The organism is Streptomyces sp. NBC_01454 (assembly GCF_036227565.1).
Taxonomy (GTDB): domain Bacteria; phylum Actinomycetota; class Actinomycetes; order Streptomycetales; family Streptomycetaceae; genus Streptomyces.
Map to the genome: position 1 here is coordinate 7,372,139 of NZ_CP109460.1, position 21,708 is coordinate 7,393,846.

Below are 21,708 nucleotides of genomic sequence, written 5' to 3' on the forward strand. Positions count from 1 at the left end.
GACTCCTCCGTACGCCGCGGCTGGGGCAAACTGGGCCGGTGGTGAGCAACATTCCCGAGGAGTCGACCACCTTCATCGGTCGACGAGCCGAACTGCGCCGGATCGACGACGACTTGACGGAGCACCGGCTGGTCACCCTGACCGGCCCCGGTGGTGTGGGCAAGACTCGGCTCGCGATGCGGGCCGCCCGCGCGGCCGCGCCCCGCTTCCCCGACGGGGTCTGCTGGGCCGATCTGTGGCCCCTCCAGGGGGACGGGCTGCTGGTGGCCGGCGTGTGCGATGCCGTGGGGCTGGCCGACCACTCGGCGCGGACGCCGGTGGCGGCGCTGTGCGAATGGCTCGCCGACAAACGGCTGCTGCTGGTGCTGGACTCCTGCGAGCATCTCGTCGCGGCCTGCCGGGACCTCCTCGGCGATCTGCTGACCGCGGCCCCGGGCGTGACCGTGCTGGTCACCAGCCGGCAGCCGCTGGAGATCGTCGGCGAGTGGACCACCGGCATCGGACCGCTGCCCTGCACGGGTGACAACGACGCGCTGGCCCTGTTCACCGACCGGGCCGGCACCGCGGCCCCGGGCCTGCGGCTCACCGCCCCGCGCAGTGCCGCGGCCGCTGCCGCCATCTGCCGCCGCCTCGAAGGCATCCCGCTGGCCCTGGAACTGGCCGTCGCGCAGCTGGCCCACAGCTCCGTCGAGCGGATCGCCGCCCGGCTCACCTCCCGCTTCGACGCCCTCGACGGCGACGGCCCGATGCGGCCGCCGCGGCACCGCACCCTGCGCTGCGCCATCGGCTGGAGCCACGAGCTGTGCGCCCCGCTGGAGCGGCTGCTGTGGGCCCGGCTGTCCGTCTTCCGCGGCACCTTCGACGAGGAGTCCGCGAGCGCCGTGTGCGCCGGCGGACCGCTCACCGGGCCGCAGGTGCGCACCGCGCTGGCCGCCCTGACCGCCAAGTCGGTGCTCACCCGTGAGGGCTCCCGCTTCCGCATGCTCGACACCCTGCGCGAGTACGGCCGGATGTGGCTGGCCGAACTCGACGAGTCGACGGCCCTCGCGGACCGGCACGCCGCCCACTTCGCCGCCCTCGGCCGCCGGGCCGAACAGGGTTGGCTGGGCCCCGACCAGCTCGCCTGGTACGGCCGGATCGCCGACGCCCATGTCGACCTGTGCACGGCGCTGGACCACCTCCTGGCCACCGACCCGGAAGACGCCCAGGAACTCAGCGCCTCGGTCGGCTTCTTCTGGAGCTGCTGCGGCCATCTGTACGAGGCGCGCGAGTATGTGGCCCGGGCCCTGGCCGCCCACCAGGGCCCCGGCCCGGTCCGCACCAGGGCGCTGTGGACGCTGGGCGTCGCCGTGCTGCTGCAGGGTGAACTGGACACCGCCGAGGCCCTGGGCCGGGAGTGTGCCCGTGCCGCGCGGGCGTCGCGGGACGCGGAGGCGGTGCTCCAGGCCGGCTATCTCATCGGCCTCACCCATCTGATGGCCGGCCGCCCGATGTCCGCGCACACCGTCGCGACACAGGTGCTCGGCCCGCCGCCGCACACCCCGTTCGGCTCACCCGGGCGGCTGCGCTGTCATCTCGTGCAGATCTTCGCGCTCACCGGTCTGGGCCGGCTCGACGAGGCCCGTGCCGCGGCGACCGCACTGCGCCGCGGCTGTGAACAGCGCGGCGAGTTCTGGACCCGCTCCTACACCGACTACCAGCTCTCCCTGATCTCACTGTTCCAGGACCGGCCCGAGGAGTCGGCCGAGCACGCCCGGGCGATGCTCGCGGCCAAGCAGGGCATCGGCGACAAATTCGGGATCGCGCTCGGCCTGGACGTGCTCGCGGCCGCGGTGGCGGCCCAGGGCGACGGTGCGGCCGCGGCCCGCGTCTACGGCAGCGGCCAGGCCGTCTGGCGCACCGTCGGGCATCCCCAGCGCGGCACCCCCGAACTGCGCGCGGTGCGTGCGCAGTGCGAACAGCGGGCCCGCGCCGCGATCGGCGACGAGGCGTACGCGGACGCCTTCCACCGGGCCAGCGAGGAGTGCCCGGGCACCTCCCTGGCCCGGATCCTGGCGGGCGATCTGTGAGGACCTGGCGGCGGCCCCCGGTCAGTCGGCGGACTCGCCGGCCAGCGCGTACAGCAGGTCGTAGGCGGTACCGGTCATCCGGCAGGTCCGGCCACGGCGGGTGGCCAGCGCGACCAGGCCGGTGTGCGACGCCGGGTGGTAGCCCAGGAACGCCTGCTGGCCGAAAGTCGCACCGACGTGGAAGAGCAGCGGCCCGCGCGGCGCCGGGTGCTGATACCACGTCAGGGTGTGGGTGTGGCGCTTGCGCCAGCCGCGCCGCAGCAGTGGCACCTGGACGTCGCGCAGCGGCCCGGCCAGCGGTGTGCCGTCGGGGGAGAGGTGCGCCTCCAGGTACGTGAGCAGATCGCCGGGGGTGGCACGGACCGAGCCGGCGGCGACGAAGGCACCCATCTCGGTGCTGCGCACCGGCGTCACCCCGTTCGCCCGGTGGCCGATGGCATCGGTGCCGGTGGTGCCGGGCGCCAGCGTCGTGCCGGTCAGCCCGAGGGGGCCGAGCACCCGGTCGCTGAGCAGGGCGGGGTAGCCGTCGCCCGCGGCGCGGGACATGGCCGGGCCGAGCAGCGCCAGCCCGAAGTTGGAGTACCGCCAGCGGCTGCCGGGCCGGCTGCGCGGCCGGGTGCGGACGAAGGCGTGCAGCAGCCGCTCGGTGTCGTAGCGGGCATAGCCGTTGGCGTACGGCTTGACCAGCGCGCCGGGGATCAGATCGGCGGGGACGCGCGGCAGCCCGGAGGTGTGGGTGGCCAGATGCCGCAGGGTGATCCGGCGCGAGCGGGGATGCGTCAGCGGCAGCTCGGGCAGATGGACGGCGAGCCGGTCGTCCAGGGACAGCGCCCCGGCCCGCGCCAGGTCGGCGAGCAGCAGCACGGTGAACGTCTTGGACAGCGAGCCCAGTTCGTAGTGCAGCGCATGGCGCGGGGTGGGTGGCGCGAGGGCCGAGCCGCCGGTCATCACGGTCCGGCGGCCGTGCCGGGTGACGGCCACCACCACGTCGGGGGCGTCGATCCGGGTGACGGCGTCGGCCAGGCGGTCACCGAGCGCCGGTCGCGGGAGGACGGGGCTCATCCGACCGCGGACATGGCCCGGGAGGTGGCCATCGCGGAGGCGAACGCGGCGACCAGGGTGGGGTGATGCACCTGGTCGAAGACCTCCGCCGGGTCGCCCTGCGGCATCTGCTGGTGGATGGGCATCGCGCCGGTGGGCGACTGCGCGGCGGCGTAGCGCTCCCACAGCTCCGCGTCCAGGGCAGGCCGCGGCAGACAGGCGTCGACGACGAGGAGTTCGCCGAGCAGATCCCAGTGTTCGAGGTCCGCCCAGTCCTCCAGCCAGGCCGGGAGGTACCGCGTCAGATACTCGGCGACGGCCGGCGGGATGCGCTCGGGGGCCTCGCCCCAGTTGGTGAGGTGGAAGACGGTGTGGGTGATGTCGTAGGCGATGTGCAGCTGCACCGTCCAGGGTTCGGGCAGCTGCCCCAGCCAGGTGCGCGCCATGGCCTGGTCGAAGTCGCTGCTGGGCGGCAGTCCCAGCTTGCGTTCGGCGTTGAGCACCCCGAGCCGCCGGTTGGGCACCATCTCCAGCGTCGTCCAGGTGGTGGTGCGCCGGCAGACCTCCAGCGTCTCCTCCAGCCCCGGATGCCGCCGGCCCAGCTCGTGGAAGGTCGCATAGACCTCCAGCGGCACCGGGGACAGCGGCTCGTCGTACTGGAGACGGGCCAGCACGTTGCCGCCGTCCAGCAGCTCGCGCCAGGCGAAGTCCAGCAGCTGCCCGGCGCGCGCCTTCTGCCGGGAGCCGGCCACGCCCTCCCGGAACAGCACCTGCATGTTGAGCGCCAGCTCCCCGATGGGCTTGAGCCGCTCGGTGACCGTGGCGTTGTCGGCGAAGTCGCCGGGGGTCAGCCGGAAGTGCTCACGGTGGTTGTCGAGCCAGGTCAGAGCCCGGTCGCCGACAGCGTGCAGCAGGGCGGGGGACGCGGCCGTCACGGTCACGGGGCACTCTCGCTTTCGCAGGGGGTCCGCCCGCCCACCAGCGCCGGATCCCCGGCCCCGGGACCGGCCTCGGCCTCGTCGCAGGCGATCCGGGCGAGGGTGGCGGCGAACGCGGTCACCAGGGTGGAGTGGTAGCAGGCCAGGAAGGTCTCGGCCGGGTCGCCCGAGGACGGCGCGGCGCCGATCTCGGGCACGCTGCCGTCGGCCGCCTGGGCGGCGGCCAGCCGCTGCCAGGCCTGTGGATCGTAGGGGGCGGCGGGCAGACAGGCCGTCACGGCCAGCAGCTCACCCACCAGGTCCCACATCTCCTCCTCCAGCCAGGTGTCCAGCCAGGAGGGCAGCCACAGCCGCAGATAGCCGGCGGTCTCGGGGGACAGCCGCTGCCGGTTGCGTCCCCAGTCGGTGAGGTGGAAGACGTCATGGGTCACGCCGTAGACCGCTTTGCGGTCCAGCGTCCAGGGCTCCGGCAGCCGGCCGAGGCCGGTCAGTGCCAGCACGGCGGCGAAGTCGGCGTGCTGGCGGAGCCCGAGCCGGCGCTCCGCGTTGAGCACGTTGAGGGTACGGGTGTGATCCTCGCGGGCCACCCGCCAGCCGCGCAGCCGGGTCGTGGTCCCCACCAGCCCGTCCGCGTCGGCGTGCCGCAGCCCGGCCTGGGCGAAGGTCCCGTAGAGCTCCACGGGGTAGGTGGCGAACGGCTCACCGCGGATCAGCTCGGCGAACAGCTCACCGTCGCGGGTCTCGTTCCAGGCGAACGCGAACAGCCCGCGGGCGGACTGACGGATCTCGTCCCGCGGGTGCAGTACCCCGATGAGCTGGGTCAGCTCGGCGAGTTCGCCGAGCGGTTTGAGGGTCAGATTCGGATCGGCGTCCGTCGTCACGTTCGGGGGCAGGCGGAAGAAGCCGCGTGCCTCGTCCAGCCACCCCAGGCTGCTGCGGACCATCCGGTCCAGCAGCCCGGGGTCGCCCCGGCCGCCGGTCACCAACCCCGTCCGTGGAAACGCTGAGCGGCCACGATGTGCAGCGCCACCCGCGGGTCCGCACCACCCATCTGGCGGACGAACGCCAGCCCGCTGTCGAGCCCCAGCGTCGGTGGCACGTCGGGCAGCCGGGCCAGCCAGCGCCCCAGACCTGCCGCCTGCAGCCAGTCCCTGCGGCGTACCGCCCGGACGAAGCCGCGGGACAGATCGTCGGTGCGGGCGGTCAGCTGCTCGGCGAGACCGGGCGCCAGCCCGGGCAGCGCGAGCGCGGCGAGCTGCGAGACACGATGCGACAGCCGGGGCCAGGGGGTGTTCCCGACCCATCCGGTCTCGGCCTCGGGCGGTGCCGGCCAGGGCTGTGCGCCCGCGGGCAGAAACGCGTGCGAGGCCTCGACCAGGCCCCGGTAGGTCCACACCGATACTTCCGTGGCGTCCGCGCCCGGTGGGTAGGCCGCCAGCGCCTGCCGGACCACCGCTTCGTCCTCCGGGCCGGCCTGCGCCCCGCGGTGCTCCATGGCGTACGGCGCGAGCGCGTCGGCGCCGAGCACCCGGACCGCCGCCGGGGTCAGCGCATCGCCGTGTCGCAAAATGCCGGACAACGCATAAGGGCCGCCCTCACCCCGCAGGGCGAGGGCGACCCCGGTTGCGGCATCGGCGATCACAGCGCTGAGCGGGACTGCTCCCTGCGTCTGTTCAGCCAACGCTTTCCCCTCAGCCTTATCGGTTGTCAGTCTTGGGCCGGGGGGTGGGCGGCGAGATCAGCAGCAGGCCCAAAAACAGCAGTGCTGAGGTGCACTCGCGCGTATCGCGGTAAACACCGTCGGCCTCGGCGGGTTCAAGCAGTCCCTCGACCTCGGCGGCCAGGGTGGCCGTCTCGACCGGCGCTGTGCGATCCGTAACCATGCGATCAACTCCTTCGACGAATGGGACACCAGATTCACATCGTCATTTATCGGATGCAACGGGAGAAATCGGACGAGTGCTCATCTTTCGGGCGAGGGTGATGGAGTCTCAGCCCCTCGCCCGTTCCCAACTCCCTTACAGGAACGGGAAGATGATGATCACGATCGCGAAATCGACGGAGTAGAGCGGTGTGGTGCTCCAGGTGACAATGCCCCACCGATGGCGGAGCGAGCTGCTCTGTTCGGATGCATCCACCTGGCGGCGCCGCACGCCGGGAGTGGCGTCGGGACGGCTCCCGGGGGGCCGGGCCGAGGCGTGTCACGGGTCCGGGCGGTGGGCCGCGGGGTCGCGAGAGGACCCCCGCGCACGGCCCGCCTCACCACGGTCCACCCCTGGCCGGATACGCGCACCGCGAGGTGAATTGGTTGATGTCAAGCAAGTGAATATCCCGGTGGGAAGTGGTGTCCCGGGGGGAAGAACCGCTGCAATTCTTCCCCCGGCTGATCTCCCAGCCGTTCTCCGACGGGCTGGCCGTCGCCTTCGGCTTCGCCACCGCCGCCTGTCTGATCGCCGCCGTCGCCTCGCTGCTGCGCGGTGGGCGCTATGTCCACGACGACCGGCCCCGCGCACAGGCGATACCGTCACCGGCACCGGTCGCGGCGGCCGTCGACGGGACACCCCCGCCGGCACCCGCCAACGGACCCGGCACGCCCGCCGGCAGCGGCCCGGCACCGCCCGCGCCACCGCCGCCTCACCCCAGGAGCCCGTGATGAAGCAGCCCGATGTGCCGCCCGGGCAGGCGTCGTCCGGCACCGAACCGGCGGAGCTGGCCGGGCGGCTGCGCGCGGTCGTCCAGCAGCTGCTGCCGCTGCTCCGCGGACAGCAGCAGAACCGCGATCTCACCCCCAGCCGGACGGCCGCCCTCGCGGCGCTCGCCGCCCATGGCCCGCTGCGCATCAGCGAACTCGCCGCCCGGATGAACATCGCGCTGTCCACCACCTCCCGCATGGTGGATCTGCTCGACGGCCACGGCTGGCTCGCCCGCCGCCCGGACCCCGCCGACCAGCGCGCCAGCCTGATCAGCCTCAGCGACGAGGGGCTCGCGCTGCTGCACGCCGTACGCCGGGAGACCACCGGCCTGCTCGCCGAGCGGATCGGCCGGCTGGCCCCCGACCGGCAGCGGCTGGTGCAGGAGGCGCTGCCGGCGCTGGAGGAGCTCGTCGCATGGACGCCGCCGGACGGCCCGTCGCCGCGACGGCCGGTTCGGCCGGGCGAGGGTGCCGCCGATCCGGTGAACTGACCCCCGGGGCCGGCCCGCAGGAGGGGAGGGGGCCGGCCGGGTGACCGCGGCGCACCCTCTAGAGTGCGGGGGTGCCGACGTACAGCATTGGTCAGGCAGCGGGGCTGCTGGGGGTGAGCGCGGAGACCGTCCGCCGCTGGGCCGACGGCGGCCGGCTCCACATGGACCGCGACGGTGCGGGAAACCGCGTGATCGACGGGGTGAGCCTCGCGGCGTTCGCCAAGGAGCGCGGCACGGGGCTGCATCCGGTGCCGGGCGAGGTGCTGACCTCGGTGCGGAACGCGTTCGCCGGGATCGTCACCCGCGTGACGCTGGAGGAGGTGCTCGCCCGGGTCGAGATCCAGTCCGGGCCGCACCGGCTGGTCTCCGTGGTCAGCCGCGAGGCGGTGGAGGAACTGGGCATCGAGGTCGGGGTGACCGCCACCGCCCGGGTGAAGTCCACCCATGTGCACATCGACCTGCCCGACGGGCGGAGATGAGCCGCCGGGCGGCCCGCCCGCACCCGCAGGCGGTCAGCGGCACAGCAGCGCCGCCTGCAGATCCAGCTTGTGATCGAGCCGGGACAGATCCCGGCCGGTGAGCCGCTCGATGCGCTGGATGCGGTAGTGCACCGTGTTCACGTGCAGGTGCAGTTGCTCGGCCGTCCTGGCCCATGAGCCGTGCTGCGCGAGGAAGGTCTCCAGCGTCTCCAGCAGCATCCGGTGCGAGGTGCTTTCGCCGTGCGCCAGCGGGCCCAGCACCCGGGTGCTGAAGGCCGTCCGGACGTCGGCGGGGACCCCGGCCAGCAGCGCGCCCATCGTGCTCAGGTCCTCGACAAAGGTCACCCCGGCGCCGTCCGGATCCCCGCGGCGGGCCGCCGCCAGGGCGTAACGTGCCTGGTGCAGGGCGGAGTTGAGGCCCTCGGCGCCGGCCACCCGGCCGCTGACACCGGCGTGCAGCGGGACCGGCGGCCCGCAGGCGTGCACCCTCGGCCACAGCTCACCGAGCGGGACGCCGTCCCCCTCATCGGGGTGCACCCGGACGACGGCGGCCGCCTCACCGCCGGGCAGCCGGCCGGCCGCGAACGGCTCACCGGGGGAGTGCCGCAACGCCTCCGCCAGCGCCCCCACCGCCAGACCGTCCTCCTCGCCGCCCGCCGTCGCCACCACCATCCGGAACGGCCCGGTGGGGGGCAGCCCGCAGGCGTGCAGCGCGGCCTCGACCGCCGTGGCCTCGGCCGGACCGGCCCCGGCGAGGGCGAGCAGTGCGTCCGCCGCCCGCCGGCCGGCCGCGTGCCGCCGCTCGTCGCGGTGGCGGTACCGGGCGATGACCTCGGCGATCTCGTGCAGCACCCGCGGTGGGACGTCGGCCGTGTCCGGCAGCCGCAGATACCAGCTGTCGTAGGGGCCGCCCTCCCCGTCGATCCGCAGGCCGGTGCCGGTCGTTCCGGCCGGCTCCCGGACGGCCTGCCGCGCCGTCAGGTCCGGGGCGGCGGGGGTGCGGGCGATCACCCGCCCGGTCGCCGTCAGCAGATGGCACGGCGGCCCGCCCAGGTGGGCGAAGGCGCGCTCCAGCAGGACCTGGGCGGCCGCGTTCCCGGCGAGCAGACCGGCGAGTTCGCCGCGGACGTTCTCCGGCAGCGCGTGGTGCCCGTGCGGGCGCCGGCTCAACTCGCCCCACCGGCGCAGAGACACCGCCTCCGTGACGTCCCGGAAGCTGGTGTGCGCGGGCACCGCCACCAGCACGATGCCGTGCGCACGGCAGGACTCGGCCAGCACGTCCGGCACCCTGCCGTGGGTCTCCTCGCCCGCCAGCAGCGCGGTGGCCCCGGCGGAGCGCAGCGCCGAGACGAAGCGGTCGGCCTTGGTGCGGCCGTCCCCGGGCGCCCACCACACCAGTCCACTCAGCACCAGCTCGCCCGGCTGCAGGAACCGGGCCGGGTCCGCCAGGTCGGTGGCGGTGACACCACTGACTTCCCGGGTGAGCAGCGGACCCTCGCCCCACAGCAGGGTGAGGTCGAGCGCGTCGAGCTGGAGGAGGTCTTGGACGTGCATGTACGGACTCCTTGGGCGGCTGCCGGGCACCGGACCCGGCATCTCACATTCACCAGGCGAATACGAGTTCAAGCATGGTAAATGCCAGCCGATCCCTACCGGCTGCCCGCGTACGCGGATGTGCCGCGCACCGAGGCGCACTTCATGCGGACCTCCGACGCGATCGGACCGCTGGGCGCCAAGTCGATGAGTGAGAGCCCGTTCCACCCGGTGGCGCCCGGCCGGCCCCGGGCACACCGTCCGGGCGGCGCCCGCCGCGCGAAGGCGTGGGGTGAGACGGCCGGACACCGACTCGCCGCCGCCCCGAGCCATCCCACCGTCCGCATATACCGCCTATCTGCCCCATTCACCTCACATCAGCAAGGCAAAGCGCTGGGATCCACGGCATCCGTGATTCAGCGGCGGACCGGCCGGGCATCACAGGGAGGCAGCCGCCGCACGGAGCGCCTCAAGGGGGTCTCGCATGAGCCGGCCCGTCCCACCGTCCCGCGCCACCGCCGTCCGCCCGGCACCCGGCGAAGCCGTGGCCGCCCGCCCCCGGCGCCTGCTGATCCGCGGTCAGCTGCGGCGGCCGCTCGCGCTGACCGTCGTGGATCTGCGGGAGCGGTGGCCGCAGCGGCGGGCCGAGGTGGTCTTCGACTGCGCCAAGGAAGGGTCCAGGCACCACACCTTCGACGGGCCGCTGCTGCGGGACGTCCTCGGCGCGGCGGGCCCGGCCTTCGACGCCCGCCGGCGCAAGGACCGCTGCCGCTTTCTGCTGTCGGTCACGGGCGGGGACGGTCATCACGCGGTGCTGTCATGGGCGGAGATCGACGCCGACTTCGGCGACGCGCCGATCCTGCTGGCCACCGCCCTGGACGGGTGCCCGCTCGACGGGGCGGGCAGTCAGCTCGTGGTCCCCTCCGACCGCTGCGGGGCGCGCTACATCAGCGCGATCACCGGCATCTGGGTCGGCACCTGCGACCGGGCGGAGCCGGCTTAGCCGGGGGAACGACCGCGCCACCGTCACCCAGGCGCGGGCTCCGGGTCCGTGGCCAGACGGGCAGGTGTCTCCACGTCGTGCCGCACCCCGTCGTGGATCAGCTTCTGCCGCTCGAGACCCTCCACGGCGAAGCCGGCGGCCCGGGCCGACACCTGGCCCAGCACGGTCTCCTTACCGTTGACAACGGCGAAGGCGAAGGCGGAGCCGTCGGCCCACCGGGCCGCACGCTGCGCGATCCACTGCTCGGCGGCCGGCAGCGCATCCACCGGGGTGACGGACTGACCCCGCATCAGCGGGTCCGCGAACGCGGCCGGTACGGATGCCGCGTCGCCACCGGTCCATCTGCGGAGCACCAGCCCCGAAGGCGTTTCCACACGGTCGCGCATGAGGCGAGTCTCGCGTGCCGGGCCCGGCGCTGTCACCCGGTTCTCCGTACGGACAGCGGCCGTGCACAGCACCGGCCCCGTATCAGGCCGTCGCGAGCGAGACCTCCGTCGACTTGATCAGCGCGGTGACCTCCGAACCGGCCGCGAGGCCCAGGTCGTCGACCGCGTCCTTGGTGATGGCCGCGGTCAGCTCGCCGCCCGCGACGGCGATCTTCACGCCGGCCATCGCGCCGCCGGTCGCGACATCGGTGACGGTGCCGGGAATCTGGTTGCGGATGCTGACGCCGTCGACCGCGCGGGTGGCGAGCGCGACCTCGGTGGATTTGATCAGGGTGCGCACCGCGGAACCCGCCGCGAGACCGAGTTCCCGCACCGCTTCCAGGGTGATCGCGGCGGTGATTTCCTGACCGCCTTCCAGCCGGACCTTGACGGTGGCCATGACCTCGCCGGGGGTGACGGAGAGAACGGTGCCGGGAATCTGGTTACGGATGCTCAGGCTCATGGAAAGTGCCTCACCGGGAGGGAAGACTTGGGGGTTTCCTGACGTTATTTCCTGTTCTGTCGGCCGCACTCTAGTCGTCTTCCGTCCCGTCGCCCGGGCGCACCTCGCAGGCGCCAGAGGGATGGCCGAAGGGGCCCCGCGCATCCGAAGGACGCAGGAATTCGTCCGGCATTCGGGACGGCTGACCGCCGGGTGCCCTAGGGGCCGTCGGTTCCTCCCATGGCCTTGGCATCTGCCATGGAGCTTCGCCTGATGGATTGCATATGCGAGCTGCTGTTGCCTATCTTGCTGCACATGCAGTCCTATACGATCGGGCAGGCGGCGCGGCTCCTGGGCGTCAGCCCGGACACGGCCCGCCGCTGGGCGGACGCCGGCAAGGTCGCGACCCATCGCGACGACGGCGGCCGCCGCCTCATCGACGGCCGCGATCTGGCCGCCTTCTCCATCGAGGTGGCGCAGAACGGCACCGGTGAGGACGACACCTCGTACACCTCCGCGCGCAACGCCTTCCCGGGCATCGTCACCGCCGTCAAGCTCGGCGATGTCGCCGCCCAGGTCGAGATCCAGGCCGGGCCGCACCGCCTGGTGTCCCTGCTGACCCGGGAAGCGGTGGAGGAACTGGGGCTGGAGGTCGGCATGCAGGCCACCGCCCGCGTGAAGTCCACCAGCGTGCACATCGACCGCACCTGACCCGGCGCGGCCGCCCCCGCCGGACCCTAACCACCGTCCCCCACCGGCAGGCTGCCCCACCTCAGCGGCGTCGCCCGTCCACGGCGCGGCTTTTCCCAACCACCCGGACGACAGCCGTCGTCCGCGTCCCAAGGAGTCCCGCCTCATGACCCAGTTCCTCACCGGGCGCCGCGCCGCCGCCGCGATCGTGACCGCCGCCCTCCTCGTCCCGCTCACCGCCTGCGGTGGCAACGACGACGCCAAGAAGGACGAGGGCGCCACGAAGTCCGGCGGCGGCGCCGCCAAGGCGGACCTCACCGTGCTCGCCGCCTCGTCGCTGACCGACGTCTTCAAGAAGGCCGGTGCGGTCTACGAGAAGGAACACCCGGGCACCAAGGTGAACTTCTCCTTCGCCGGCTCCCAGGAACTCGCCTCCCAGGTCAAGAACGGCGCCCCCGCAGACGCCCTGGTCACCGCCGACACCAAGACCATGGGCGGGCTCACGTCCGACACCGGCAAGCCCACCGTGATCGCCAAGAACCGGCTGGTGATCGCGACCGGCGCGGGCAACCCGAAGAAGATCGCCCACCTCAAGGACCTCACCGCCGGCAAGCTGAAGGTCGTCCTCGCCGCCTCCGAGGTGCCGGTCGGCCGCTACAGCAAGCAGGTCCTGGACGCCCAGAAGCTGACGGTCAAGCCGGTCTCGCAGGAGCCCAACGTCCGCGCGGTGCTCAGCAAGGTCGAACTCGGCGAGGCCGACGCCGGCCTCGTCTACAAGACGGACGCCGCCACCGCACCGGACAAGGTCGACGCCGTCGACATCCCCGACGCCCAGAACGCCGTCGCCTCCTACCCGGCAGCGACCCTCAAGTCCTCCCACCACTCCGCCGCCGCGGCCGCTTTCGTGAAGTGGCTGAGCACGCCCGAGGCGCAGAAGATCCTGCAGCAGGCGGGCTTCCAGAAGCCGTAACCGGACGGGCGCGCACCCGGGTCCGGCTCCCGCGGCGGACCTCGTGCGCGCCCGCATCCCGCCCCGAACCCAGGAAACTCGATGAGACGCCTCCGCACCCCCGCCCCGGCAGGCGGGCCCCGCGCGCCCGGCAGCCGCACCCCGCTCGCGCTGGCCGTGCCCGCGCTGGTCGCCATCGCGTTCCTGCTGATGCCGCTCGCCGGCATCCTCGCCCGCACCAGCTGGAGCGAGCTCGGCACCCATCTGACCTCGCCCGGCGTCCTCGAGGCGCTCCGGCTGTCGCTGCTGGTGTCCTTCTGGGCGCTGGGGATCGCCCTGCTGCTGGGTGTCCCACTGGCCTGGCTGCTGGCGCGGGTCAGCTTCCGCGGCAAGGCGCTGATCCGCTCGCTGGTGCTGCTGCCGATGGTGCTGCCGCCGACCGTCGGCGGTGTCGCGCTGCTGCTCGGCTTCGGCCGCCGCGGACTGCTCGGCCCCTGGCTGGAGGGCACCTTCGGCATCGTGCTGCCGTTCCACACCTCGGGCGCCGTGATCGCGGCCACCTTCGTGTCGATGCCCTTCCTCGTCATCAGCCTGGAGGGCACGCTCTCCGGGCTGCGGACGAGCTACGAGGAGACCGCGGCCTCCCTGGGGGCCTCACCCGTACGGGTCTTCTGCACCGTCACCCTGCCCATGGTCGCCCCCGGCCTCGCCGCCGGCGCCGCACTGACCTGGGCCCGTGCGCTCGGCGAATTCGGCGCCACGATCACCTTCGCCGGCAATCTGCCGGGCACCACCCAGACCCTGCCGCTGGAGGTCTATCTGCTGCTGCAGGACTCCCCGGAAGCCGCCACCTCGGTCTCGCTGCTGCTGCTCGTCATCGCCATGGCCGTGCTGATCTGCCTACGGGGCCGCTGGACCGGCGCCACCGCCGACCGCCCGGCCCGCACCGTACGGCCGTCCGGCGACCCCGATTTCCCGGCGCCGCCCGCCGCCGGCCGCACGGAGCCCGTGGCCGAGTCCGTGGCCCACGCCGCGGCGCCCGGGGAACGCTGGCCGCTGCACGCCGAGGTCACCGGCTTCAACCAGCTGACCCTGGACGCCGGTCCGGGCACCACCATCGCCGTCGTCGGCCCCAACGGCGCCGGCAAGACCACCCTGCTGCGCGCCCTGCTCGGCCTCACCCCGCGGGCCCGCGCCGCGCTGCGCCTCGGCGACACCGACGTCAGCGCGCTGCCCCCGCACCGCCGCGGCGTCGCCTGGGTTCCCCAGGACGGCGCGCTGTTCCCCCATCTGACGGCCCTGACCAACACCGCCTACGGGCTGCGCGCCCACGGCACCCCGCGCGCCGAGGCCCGCCGCACCGCACAGCAGTGGCTCGACCGGCTCGGCGTCGGCCCGCTCGCGCACCGCAAGCCCGCCCAGCTCTCCGGGGGCCAGGCCCAACGCGTCGCACTGGCCCGGGCGCTGGCCGCCCGCCCCCGTCTGCTGCTGCTCGACGAACCGCTCGCCGCGCTCGACCAGACCACCCGCGCCCACGTCCGTCACACCCTGCGCGCCCACCTCGCGGGCTTCGGCGGCGTCTGTCTGATCGTCACCCACGACCCCGTCGAGGCGGTCTCGCTCGCCGACCGGGTCCTGGTCCTCGACGACGGCCGCGCCCTCCAGGACGCCCCGCCCGCCGAGGTCACCCGGCATCCGCGCTCGCCGTGGGTCGCCCGGATGCTCGGCCGTAACGCATGGCCGGGCACCGCGGCCGGCGACGGGCTGGCGCTCACCGGCGGCGGCCGGCTCGTGCTGGCCGACCGCCTCCCCGAAGGCGTCCGCGCGCTGGCGGTCATCGCCCCGGAGGCGGTATCGGTCCACCTCGAGCGGCCGGCGGGCAGCCCCCGCAACGTCTGGCCGGGCACCGTCCGCGAAATCACCTCCGCGGGCAGCCGGCTGCGGGTCCTGGTCACCTCCGGCCAGGTCCCCGATCTGGTGGCCGAAATCACCCCGTCGGCCGCCCTCGAACTCGGCCTCGCCGACGGGGTGTCCGTATGGACCAGCGTCAAGGCCACCGAGGTCTCCGTCGTCACGCTCTGAGCGCCGACGGCGGCCCGGTCAGTGCGGGGCGGCCGCCGGCTCCAGCTCGAACACCGGGATCCGGCGGTCGGTCTTCTCCTGGTAGTCGGCGTAGTCCGGATAGGCCGCGACGGCGCGCGCCCACCACAGGGCCTTCTCCTCGCCGGTGACCTCACGGGCCGTCATGTCCCGGCGCACCGGGCCGTCCTGGAGTTCCACCCGCGGGTCGGCCACCACATTGTGGTACCAGACGGGGTGCTGCGGCGCGCCTCCCAGGGAGGCCACCGCGGCGTAGGTCCCCTCGTGCTCCACCCGCATCAGCGGGCTCTTGCGGATCTTGCCGCTCTTGGCGCCCCGGGTGGTGAGCACGATGACCGGCATTCCGCGCATCGTCGTACCCTCGGTCCCCCCGGAGCTCTCGTACAGCGCGACCTGATCGCGCACCCACTGCGTCGGGCTGGGCTCGTACTCACCGAGAAGAGGCATGCTGGCGTCCCATCTACGAAGGCCGGCGGGGCACCGGCCGCGGCCGGAGCGTCCGGCCGGCCTTGTCGGTCCTGACCCTCGCTCAACCACCGGACCGGTGCAATCATTCCGGTCCGGCGCGCCGCAGCGGCTACCCCGCCGACCCCGGGGCGGACCCCGGTGAGATGCCTGCCCGCTCCTTCGCGCAGCGGGCAGGCACCCGGGTCAGGACACCAGCTCCACCGTCTGCCGGCTCCGGCGGCGCTGCTCGGCCCAGTTCGTCAGGGCGGCACCGCAGGCGTGGTCGAGATGGCGCAGCCCGCTCAGGTCCAGCTCCACATCCCGGCCGGCCGGCAGCGTCTCCAACTGGTCGAGGAGCTTGGGCAGCCGCAGGAACGTGGCGTTGCCGACGGCGCGCACCTGCACCGGCGCCGCCACCTCGTCCGGCGTGTGGACCTCCAGGTGGACGTGGGAGGTCTCCCAGGCCGTCTTCGCGACGGCCAGCAGCAGACCGATGAGGACGCCCTCGAACATGTTGACCGTCACGATCGCGAGGGCGGTGACGAGCAGGACGACCGCCTCGCCGCGGTGTTCGCGCCACAGCGGACCCAGCTCCCGCAGCGGGATCAGCTTGCAGCCCGCGTGGACCAGGATGCCCGCCAGTGCGGCCAGCGGCACCACGCCCAGCGCGGCCGGGAACGCCGCGGCGAACACCAGCAGCCAGACGCCGTGCAGCACCCGCGACAGCTTGGTCCTCGCGCCCGCCTGCACATTGGCGGCGCTGCGGACGATGACGGCCGTCATCGGCAGGGCGCCGAGGAGCCCGCACACGGTGTTGCCGGCGCCCTGGGCCATCAGCTCCTTGTCGTAGTCCGTACGCGGCCCGTCGTGCAGCCGGTCGACGGCGGCGGCGCTGAAGAGGGACTCCGCGGAGGCGATCAGCGCGAAGGCGAGAACCGTGCCGAGCACCCCGACGTCCGTGAGCTTGCCGAAGTCGGTGAGGCCCGGCGGCTGGATCGCGTCGAGCAGCCCGCTGACCTCGACCCGTGCGACCGGCAGATCCAGCGCCCACACCGTGAGGGTGGCGAGCGCCACCGCGGCCAGCGGCGCGGGGAGGAGGCGCGCGCCGCGCCGCCAGCGCGGCCACAGCACCAGCACGGCGATGGTGCCCGCACCGATGGCGAGCGCGGAGGCCGCGGTGGCCGAGCCGACGGTGTCGCCGACCAGGCCGGGCAGCCCGGCGAGGTTGCTGAGGCCGGTGCCGGGTGCCTTGGCGTCCGTCAGGGCGTAGAGCTGCCCGGCGATCAGGACCAGGCCGATACCGGCCAGCATGCCCTGGACGACGGCGACCGAGATGGCCCGGAACCAGCGCCCCAACTTCAGTGCGCCCATGACGAGTTGGAGTACACCGGCGGCCAGTACCAGCGCGCCGAGGGCGCCGATGCCGTACTCCTTGACGGCCTCGAAGACCAGCACCGTCAGTCCGGCGGCGGGGCCGCTGACCTGGAGGCTGCTGCCGGGGAGCAGACCGGTGAGCAGTCCGCCGACCACTCCGGTCACCAGCCCCAGTTCGGCCGGGACACCGGAGGCGACCGCCACTCCGACACACAGCGGGACGGCGACCAGGAAGACCACGAGGGAGGCGGTGAAGTCCGCCCGGAACGAGGGGAATCGCTTCATGAGAGGTACCTGCGCCTTCACAGCGGGAGGAACAGGTCGGAGGCGGGGTGATGCGCCACGACCAGGCCGGTGTGCACTTCGTAGAACCAGCCGTGCACCGCCACCTCGCCGGTGGCCAGCCGCTCCTGGACGCAGGGATAGCCGCGCAGCCGGTCGAGTTGCTGGCGCACATGCTGCTGCACCGCGGCGGCGACCGTGGGTTCCCCGTCCTGGGGCAGCTCGTCGGACAGCTGCTGGGTCAGCCAGTCCCGTACGGCGGGCGCGCCGGTCAGGTCCTCGCCGCGGGCCCGGGCGCCGACCGCTCCGCAGTGCGAGTGCCCGCACACGATGATGTCGGCCACGCCCAGGACGCGCATCGCGTACTCGATGGTGGCGGCCTCCGCACAGGCCGGCATGTCCTCCTGGTAGACGGGCACGGCGTTGCCGGCGGTACGGAGTTCGAAGAGTTCGCCGGGCCGTGCCCCGGTGATCAGGGACGGTACGACGCGGGAGTCGGAGCAGGTGATGAACAGGGCGAGCGGGGACTGGCCGGCGGCGAGCCGGCTGTAGGTCTCCCGTTCGTCCTGCCGGTCGGCAATACGGGCCGTCAGGCCCCGGGCATGCTGGATGAAGGTCTCCATGAGGAGGTCTCCTGCCGATGAGGGGTGCCACCGTGGGGGAGTGGCGGGAACGTTCGAGGGGGGCACGACGGGTGGGGCGGTTCACCACCGGCCGTGCTCAGCAGAGGAAGACGCAGTGCAGGACGGGGAGTTGGACCGATCTGCCGGCGGCCTTGGCGGAGCTGCCGGGGGCGGCGGCCCCGGAGGGGAGGGCGGTGAAGGGTGCCACGGGTCCGCCGCCCCGGGGCGGCAGCTGCCGGCCGGTGTGGTGGGGGACGCCGGCGGAGATACGGGCGGTGCGCCGCGGCTGGCCGCGCTCGGCCTCGCGTTTGGTCTTCTTCCGGGTGCTGTCGTAGCCGGGCTTGACGGCCGGCGGGATTCCCGTGGACGTCCTGGCCAAGGGGCCGGCGGGCGCGTCCGCCGCCGCGCCGGGGGCCGACGCGAGGGCGCCCAGCAGGAACGCCAGGATCATCAGGACGGCCAGGGGTATACGGCGCGGACGCGGCGGCGGTGTGCCGCGCGGAGTGCCGGTGTCCTTCCGCATCATCGTCCCCCGTGGTTCGTCCACACGGTTACACCCTGCCCTGACAGTGCCTCATCCAGGTTTCCCCCGGGATAACGAGAAATGACGCCACGTTTCCTGACCTGCCGTATCCGCCGCCGGACACCTCCGCGGGCCGTGCGGCCGTTCACGTCCGTTCCCTTTCCGTCCGGGGTGCCACGGGGACGGCGCGGGCGGGTGCCGGGCGGCGGGCCGCCCAGCCGAGGACGGGCACCACGGCCAGCGCCAGCAGTCCGCCGGCCAGCGCCAGCGTCCGGTAGCCGCCCAGCACGACGACCAGCCCCGAGGAGAGACCCCCGACCGCGCCGGCGAGGGCGATGCCGACGTCCACCAGGCCCTGTCCCGAGGCGCGGCGGGCGGGCGGCAGCGCGTCGATGACCAGGGCGGTGCCGCTGACCAGTCCGAAGTTCCAGCCGAGGCCGAGCAGCACCAGCGCCGTGGCGAGCGCGGGAACCGACTGCGGCGGGGCGAGGGCGGCGAGGCCCCCGGCGGCTGCCAGCGTCACCCCGGCAGCAGCGGCCATCCGGTGCCGGCCGAGCCGGTCGACGAGCAGACCGGTGAGCGGGGAGGGCAGGAACATCGCACCGACATGGAGCGCGATGACCAGCCCCGCCGCCTGGGTGCCGTGGCCGTGTGCCTGCATGTGGACGGGCGTCATCGTCATCACGGCGATCATCACGAGCTGGGTGAGGACCATGACCGCGGTGCCGACGGCCACCCCGGGCCGGTGCCCGGGCGCATCCGTCCGTCCAGCAGCTGAGTCCGCCGGGTCTTCGGGGCGCTCGGCCGCGCCGCCGTCCCGTGCCGCGGCCAACTGCTCTGCCAGCCGCAGCGGATCGGGCCGCAGCAGCACGGCCAGGGACACCGCGGCCGCCCCGAAGGCGGCGGCCGCCAGCAGAAACGGCCCGGCGAGCCGTGGGATGCCCCAGGAGTGGGCCACCTCTCCCGTCAGCGCCACCAGGTTGGGTCCGACCACCGCGCCGAAGGTGGTGGCGAAGAGCACCGTGCTCACCGCCCGCCCGCGCCGAGCGGGCGTGGCCAGGTCGGCTCCCGCGTAGCGGGCCATCAGATTGGTTGCGGTGCCCGCCCCGTAGACGACCAGGGCCGTGAACAGCAGCGGCGCGCTGCCGAGGGCGGCCGCCAGCACGACCCCGAGGCTGCCGAGCGCCCCGACGGCGTACCCGAGCGCGAGTCCGGGACGCCGGCCCCGGCTCCGGCAGAGCCGGCCGATGCCGACGGCGCCCAGCGCGGCCCCGGCGGTGAACAGCGCGCTGGGCACGCCCGCCAGACCGGTCGAGCCGAGCATGTCCTCGGCGAGCAGCGCGCCGACGGTGATGCCCGCGGCGAGACCCGCGCCGCTGAGGATCTGGGAGAAGACCAGGACCGCCAGGATCCGGCGCTGTTCCGGCACCTCGCGGGGGGCCGGAACACCGTGGGGAGCCCTCATGATTCCTTTCCGTTCGCGCCGGCGCGGGACACTAGGCCGGCGCCGCCATCGGTTCCAGCCCGGCGATCTCATCGAGTGACAGCCCCATCTGCTCGTGGAGGAAGCGCACGATCGTCCAGTGCGGCAGCGCACCCTCGTCGAAGGGACCGAATTCCCGGCAGTACAGCGGGATCCAGCGCAGGGCCTCTCCGACCGCCTGCTCCCGGCCGGGCTCCCGCTGGTAGTCCTCGTAGGCGATGCTGCGGTGCTCGATGAAGAAGCGCCCCGGCAGCCGCTCCTCGCACAGCGCCCGGTATTCCCGGGTCTGGAGGATGAGGTAGTGCCAGATCTCGTCGATGTCCTGCTCGACCGGCAGGAACAGGCCGCCGAGCCGGTCATGGTGCCGGGAGACGAGATACAGATAGCGCAGGCACTCGGTGACCTGGCGCTCCACGAACTCCCGTGGCGCGCCGGTCTTGTCGTCGAAATACCGCACCACTTCGGTGTGCAGCGCCCCGCCGAGCAGGTCCTTGAGGTCGTCCGCGGAGGTCAGCGGCTGGCCGGTCATGCGTCTCCTGTCCGGGTGGGAACGTCGTCAGAGCTGGTGGTGGTGAGCCAGGCGTACTTGCCCGACTTCCCGATGGGGAGGTGCCCGCGGTGCTCGACGCGGCAGCGCCGCCCGGTCAGGGCGCCGGTCGCCTCCTCCAGTGCCGCGGCCGCGTCGGGGTCGAGGGGCGTGCCCTGGAAGGTCGTGTACACCAGGCGTGCCTCCGTCCCGCCGGTCAGCTGCAATTGGTAGACGAAGACGTGCGGTGACGCCTCGGCGACGCACCGGTCCAGGTCGCCCTGGGCGACCGGGCCGTGCGGGGTGCTCAGCAATTCCTTCTGGCGGCCGCTGAATTGGGCGATCTTTCCCGGGTCCGGGGTGCCGTCCAGGGTGCGTACGCAGTCGCCCGAGCGGTACCGGATCAGCGGCATATAGGGGTTGCGGACACTGGAGACGATGAGCTCGTAGAGGGTGCTGCCGGGGGCCACCGGGTGGAGTTCGACGGTCATCTTGTCGAGGTGCGGCCAGTAGGTGCCGCGGCGGTCGCTGAAGTAGAGATAGCCGAGCTCGGTGCTGCCGAACAGATCGATGACCGGACAGGCGAAGTGCTGGTGCAGATAGCGCCGGACGTTCGCCGGGGTGTACTCGTAGGCGTGGATGATGCTGGCGGGCGGCGGGAAGTCGTCCCACAGCCCCCATTCTCCGACCTTCCGCAGCAGATGCGCCAGGTGATAACCGGAGCAGTCGAGGTGGTACCAGCCGCGCGGATGCGCCTGCCGGGCGTCCTGGATCTCCTTGAGCATCCGCACCACCTCCGCGCGCTCCCACAGCGCCGGGTCGAGCCGCAGATTGAGGTAGCAGGTCCGTTCGTCGAGCCACCGGTCGTCGAGGGCGGGCACCGGTTCCGGGCCGGCGCCGCGGCGTGCGGCATTGACCCGGGCCACGTGTTCCGTGGCCAGCACCGTGGTCAGGGAGACCCGTCGGCAGCCCGCGTCCCAGGTGTGGCCGATATCGGGGTGGGTGCGCCACAGCCGGTAGTAGGAGTGCAGCAGGAAATACGGGGGGCGGATGATCTGCATCCGGGCGTGATGGGTGCCGGTGGACAGCACGAATTCCGCGTCTCCGGATTCCAGCGCCGCGGCCAGCCGGGGAGTCATCCAGTTGTCGGGGAAGCCACGGGCGATCTCCGGCTTGTCGAGTACGGGGAAGTGGCCCTTCGCCAGCGATTCGCGGTAGATCGGTATGTCGCGGATCTGCTCGATGACCTCGGTGGTCGGCTGCCCATCCATGGAGTCCTCGTCACTTTCCGGAATGCGGTGCCCCGCAGGGCGTTCGGGCGGGTCCAAAACGGCGGCGGTGCCCGGGAGCGGCCGTTTGGCCGGCGGCGGAGGATTACCGCCGGCCCGCTCCCGGGCACCTCGGTGGTGCGGGGGTCAGGAAATACAGCCGGCCTTGGGGGCGGCGCTGATGCAGCCGGACTTCGGGGCCGCGCTGATGCAGCCGTTCTTCGCCGCCTGCTGTGCAGAGTTGGCGGCGAGCCAGTTCTGCCAGACGCTGTCCTGAGCCATCTTCTTGATGAGCTGCTCCACGGGAACCTCCGGTGTGAGTGGGAAGAC

General features: G+C 73.3%; 24 protein-coding genes and 1 pseudogene. 9 read left to right on the forward strand and 16 right to left on the reverse strand.

The window, feature by feature from the left end:
• The first annotated feature begins 38 nt into the window (after positions 1 to 38).
• Positions 39 to 2,069 carry an ATP-binding protein gene (locus OIU81_RS32690; protein WP_329153613.1) on the forward strand — a complete coding sequence of 677 codons (2,031 nt, stop codon included), beginning with the start codon at positions 39 to 41 and terminating at the stop codon, positions 2,067 to 2,069.
• A gap of 21 nt (positions 2,070 to 2,090) precedes the next feature.
• On the opposite strand, the gene OIU81_RS32695 is transcribed toward OIU81_RS32690, so the two are convergent.
• The 5 genes from OIU81_RS32695 to OIU81_RS32715 are packed head-to-tail and all read right to left on the reverse strand — an operon-like array spanning position 2,091 to position 5,931.
• A complete protein-coding gene (locus OIU81_RS32695) occupies positions 2,091 to 3,131 on the reverse strand; it encodes a serine hydrolase domain-containing protein (RefSeq protein ID WP_329153615.1) in 1,041 nt (346 codons plus the stop codon).
• A complete protein-coding gene (locus tag OIU81_RS32700; RefSeq protein ID WP_329153617.1) occupies positions 3,128 to 4,051 on the reverse strand; it encodes a DUF6895 family protein in 924 nt (307 codons plus the stop codon). Before OIU81_RS32700 ends, OIU81_RS32695 begins: the two co-directional genes overlap by 4 nt.
• Positions 4,048 to 5,031, reverse strand: coding sequence for a DUF6895 family protein (locus tag OIU81_RS32705; protein ID WP_329153619.1), 984 nt, complete (start codon positions 5,029 to 5,031; stop codon positions 4,048 to 4,050). The genes OIU81_RS32700 and OIU81_RS32705 overlap by 4 nt, the downstream gene beginning before the upstream one ends.
• Entirely contained in the window at positions 5,028 to 5,729 is a 702-nt protein-coding gene (locus OIU81_RS32710) for a hypothetical protein (protein WP_443074080.1), read from the reverse strand. Before OIU81_RS32710 ends, OIU81_RS32705 begins: the two co-directional genes overlap by 4 nt.
• Positions 5,730 to 5,745: 16 nt before the next feature.
• The gene (locus OIU81_RS32715; protein ID WP_006606533.1) at positions 5,746 to 5,931 is read right to left on the reverse strand and encodes a hypothetical protein; all 186 of its coding nucleotides are present in this window, start codon (positions 5,929 to 5,931) and stop codon (positions 5,746 to 5,748) included.
• Positions 5,932 to 6,392: 461 nt separating this feature from the next.
• On the opposite strand from OIU81_RS32715, the gene OIU81_RS32720 reads away from it, so the two are divergent.
• From OIU81_RS32720 to OIU81_RS32730, 3 genes are all read left to right on the forward strand, one after another.
• Positions 6,393 to 6,701: a hypothetical protein gene (locus OIU81_RS32720; RefSeq protein WP_329153623.1), complete on the forward strand. Its 309-nt coding sequence runs from the start codon at positions 6,393 to 6,395 to the stop codon at positions 6,699 to 6,701.
• Complete coding sequence (locus OIU81_RS32725; RefSeq protein ID WP_329153625.1) at positions 6,701 to 7,231, forward strand: MarR family winged helix-turn-helix transcriptional regulator; 531 nt, start codon at positions 6,701 to 6,703, stop codon at positions 7,229 to 7,231. The genes OIU81_RS32720 and OIU81_RS32725 overlap by 1 nt, the downstream gene beginning before the upstream one ends.
• 71 nt (positions 7,232 to 7,302) lie before the next feature.
• Positions 7,303 to 7,710, forward strand: coding sequence for a TOBE domain-containing protein (locus OIU81_RS32730; RefSeq protein ID WP_329153626.1), 408 nt, complete (start codon positions 7,303 to 7,305; stop codon positions 7,708 to 7,710).
• 33 nt (positions 7,711 to 7,743) lie between these two features.
• Here OIU81_RS32730 and OIU81_RS32735 read toward each other — a convergent pair whose 3' ends face one another.
• Entirely contained in the window at positions 7,744 to 9,264 is a 1,521-nt protein-coding gene (locus tag OIU81_RS32735) for a PucR family transcriptional regulator (protein WP_329153627.1), read from the reverse strand.
• Positions 9,265 to 9,360: 96 nt separating this feature from the next.
• Here OIU81_RS32735 and OIU81_RS42430 point away from each other — a divergent pair.
• Together OIU81_RS42430 and OIU81_RS32740 are read left to right on the forward strand one after the other, a co-directional pair.
• Positions 9,361 to 9,504: pseudogene (locus OIU81_RS42430) on the forward strand (hypoxanthine oxidase); the annotation flags it as partial.
• Between the two features lie 223 nt (positions 9,505 to 9,727).
• Positions 9,728 to 10,246 (forward strand): molybdopterin-dependent oxidoreductase, encoded by a 519-nt coding sequence (locus OIU81_RS32740; RefSeq protein WP_329153628.1) that lies wholly within the window; start codon positions 9,728 to 9,730, stop codon positions 10,244 to 10,246.
• 23 nt (positions 10,247 to 10,269) lie between these two features.
• Here the strand turns inward: OIU81_RS32740 and OIU81_RS32745 are convergent, their stop codons facing one another.
• Both OIU81_RS32745 and OIU81_RS32750 read right to left on the reverse strand, forming a co-directional pair.
• Positions 10,270 to 10,632, reverse strand: a complete 363-nt coding sequence (locus tag OIU81_RS32745; protein WP_329153629.1) for a GNAT family N-acetyltransferase — start codon at positions 10,630 to 10,632, stop codon at positions 10,270 to 10,272.
• 82 nt (positions 10,633 to 10,714) lie between these two features.
• Positions 10,715 to 11,134, reverse strand: a complete 420-nt coding sequence (locus OIU81_RS32750; protein ID WP_329153631.1) for a TOBE domain-containing protein — start codon at positions 11,132 to 11,134, stop codon at positions 10,715 to 10,717.
• Positions 11,135 to 11,428: 294 nt separating this feature from the next.
• Between OIU81_RS32750 and OIU81_RS32755 the strand changes: the two genes are divergently transcribed.
• From OIU81_RS32755 to OIU81_RS32765, 3 genes are all read left to right on the forward strand, one after another.
• Positions 11,429 to 11,824: a TOBE domain-containing protein gene (locus OIU81_RS32755; RefSeq protein ID WP_329153633.1), complete on the forward strand. Its 396-nt coding sequence runs from the start codon at positions 11,429 to 11,431 to the stop codon at positions 11,822 to 11,824.
• Positions 11,825 to 11,969: 145 nt separating this feature from the next.
• A complete protein-coding gene (modA, locus tag OIU81_RS32760) occupies positions 11,970 to 12,773 on the forward strand; it encodes a molybdate ABC transporter substrate-binding protein (RefSeq protein WP_329153635.1) in 804 nt (267 codons plus the stop codon).
• Between the two features lie 81 nt (positions 12,774 to 12,854).
• Positions 12,855 to 14,834: an ABC transporter permease gene (locus OIU81_RS32765; RefSeq protein ID WP_329153637.1), complete on the forward strand. Its 1,980-nt coding sequence runs from the start codon at positions 12,855 to 12,857 to the stop codon at positions 14,832 to 14,834.
• Between the two features lie 18 nt (positions 14,835 to 14,852).
• Here OIU81_RS32765 and OIU81_RS32770 read toward each other — a convergent pair whose 3' ends face one another.
• The 8 genes from OIU81_RS32770 to OIU81_RS32805 all read right to left on the reverse strand — a co-directional run bounded on the left by OIU81_RS32770 (position 14,853) and on the right by OIU81_RS32805 (position 21,681).
• Positions 14,853 to 15,299 carry a nitroreductase family deazaflavin-dependent oxidoreductase gene (locus tag OIU81_RS32770; RefSeq protein ID WP_329153639.1) on the reverse strand — a complete coding sequence of 149 codons (447 nt, stop codon included), beginning with the start codon at positions 15,297 to 15,299 and terminating at the stop codon, positions 14,853 to 14,855.
• 204 nt (positions 15,300 to 15,503) lie between these two features.
• On the reverse strand, positions 15,504 to 16,958 hold the full coding sequence (locus tag OIU81_RS32775; RefSeq protein WP_329153641.1) for a SulP family inorganic anion transporter: 1,455 nt from the start codon (positions 16,956 to 16,958) through the stop codon (positions 15,504 to 15,506).
• A gap of 17 nt (positions 16,959 to 16,975) precedes the next feature.
• The gene (locus tag OIU81_RS32780; protein ID WP_329153642.1) at positions 16,976 to 17,578 is read right to left on the reverse strand and encodes a carbonic anhydrase; all 603 of its coding nucleotides are present in this window, start codon (positions 17,576 to 17,578) and stop codon (positions 16,976 to 16,978) included.
• A 97-nt stretch (positions 17,579 to 17,675) separates the two neighbouring features.
• Positions 17,676 to 18,125 carry a hypothetical protein gene (locus OIU81_RS32785; protein ID WP_329153643.1) on the reverse strand — a complete coding sequence of 150 codons (450 nt, stop codon included), beginning with the start codon at positions 18,123 to 18,125 and terminating at the stop codon, positions 17,676 to 17,678.
• A 121-nt stretch (positions 18,126 to 18,246) separates the two neighbouring features.
• Positions 18,247 to 19,566, reverse strand: a complete 1,320-nt coding sequence (locus OIU81_RS32790) for an MFS transporter (protein WP_329153644.1) — start codon at positions 19,564 to 19,566, stop codon at positions 18,247 to 18,249.
• Positions 19,567 to 19,597: 31 nt separating this feature from the next.
• On the reverse strand, positions 19,598 to 20,113 hold the full coding sequence (locus OIU81_RS32795; protein WP_329153645.1) for a hypothetical protein: 516 nt from the start codon (positions 20,111 to 20,113) through the stop codon (positions 19,598 to 19,600).
• Entirely contained in the window at positions 20,110 to 21,381 is a 1,272-nt protein-coding gene (locus OIU81_RS32800) for a hypothetical protein (protein ID WP_329153647.1), read from the reverse strand. The genes OIU81_RS32795 and OIU81_RS32800 overlap by 4 nt, the downstream gene beginning before the upstream one ends.
• A 144-nt stretch (positions 21,382 to 21,525) precedes the next feature.
• Positions 21,526 to 21,681, reverse strand: coding sequence for a hypothetical protein (locus tag OIU81_RS32805; RefSeq protein ID WP_329153650.1), 156 nt, complete (start codon positions 21,679 to 21,681; stop codon positions 21,526 to 21,528).
• Between the last annotated feature and the right edge of the window lie 27 nt (positions 21,682 to 21,708).

Coding starts and splice junctions, on each gene's coding strand:
- OIU81_RS32695 (WP_329153615.1), bottom strand. CDS start 3,131: ATGAGCCCCGTCCTCCCGCGACCGGCGCTCGGTGACCGCCTGGCCGAC.
- OIU81_RS32715 (WP_006606533.1), bottom strand. CDS start 5,931: ATGGTTACGGATCGCACAGCGCCGGTCGAGACGGCCACCCTGGCCGCC.
- OIU81_RS32725 (WP_329153625.1), top strand. CDS start 6,701: ATGAAGCAGCCCGATGTGCCGCCCGGGCAGGCGTCGTCCGGCACCGAA.
- OIU81_RS32735 (WP_329153627.1), bottom strand. CDS start 9,264: ATGCACGTCCAAGACCTCCTCCAGCTCGACGCGCTCGACCTCACCCTG.
- OIU81_RS32740 (WP_329153628.1), top strand. CDS start 9,728: ATGAGCCGGCCCGTCCCACCGTCCCGCGCCACCGCCGTCCGCCCGGCA.
- OIU81_RS32745 (WP_329153629.1), bottom strand. CDS start 10,632: ATGCGCGACCGTGTGGAAACGCCTTCGGGGCTGGTGCTCCGCAGATGG.
- OIU81_RS32750 (WP_329153631.1), bottom strand. CDS start 11,134: ATGAGCCTGAGCATCCGTAACCAGATTCCCGGCACCGTTCTCTCCGTC.
- OIU81_RS32755 (WP_329153633.1), top strand. CDS start 11,429: ATGCAGTCCTATACGATCGGGCAGGCGGCGCGGCTCCTGGGCGTCAGC.
- modA (WP_329153635.1), top strand. CDS start 11,970: ATGACCCAGTTCCTCACCGGGCGCCGCGCCGCCGCCGCGATCGTGACC.
- OIU81_RS32765 (WP_329153637.1), top strand. CDS start 12,855: ATGAGACGCCTCCGCACCCCCGCCCCGGCAGGCGGGCCCCGCGCGCCC.
- OIU81_RS32770 (WP_329153639.1), bottom strand. CDS start 15,299: ATGCCTCTTCTCGGTGAGTACGAGCCCAGCCCGACGCAGTGGGTGCGC.
- OIU81_RS32775 (WP_329153641.1), bottom strand. CDS start 16,958: ATGAAGCGATTCCCCTCGTTCCGGGCGGACTTCACCGCCTCCCTCGTG.
- OIU81_RS32780 (WP_329153642.1), bottom strand. CDS start 17,578: ATGGAGACCTTCATCCAGCATGCCCGGGGCCTGACGGCCCGTATTGCC.
- OIU81_RS32790 (WP_329153644.1), bottom strand. CDS start 19,566: ATGAGGGCTCCCCACGGTGTTCCGGCCCCCCGCGAGGTGCCGGAACAG.
- OIU81_RS32795 (WP_329153645.1), bottom strand. CDS start 20,113: ATGACCGGCCAGCCGCTGACCTCCGCGGACGACCTCAAGGACCTGCTC.
- OIU81_RS32800 (WP_329153647.1), bottom strand. CDS start 21,381: ATGGATGGGCAGCCGACCACCGAGGTCATCGAGCAGATCCGCGACATA.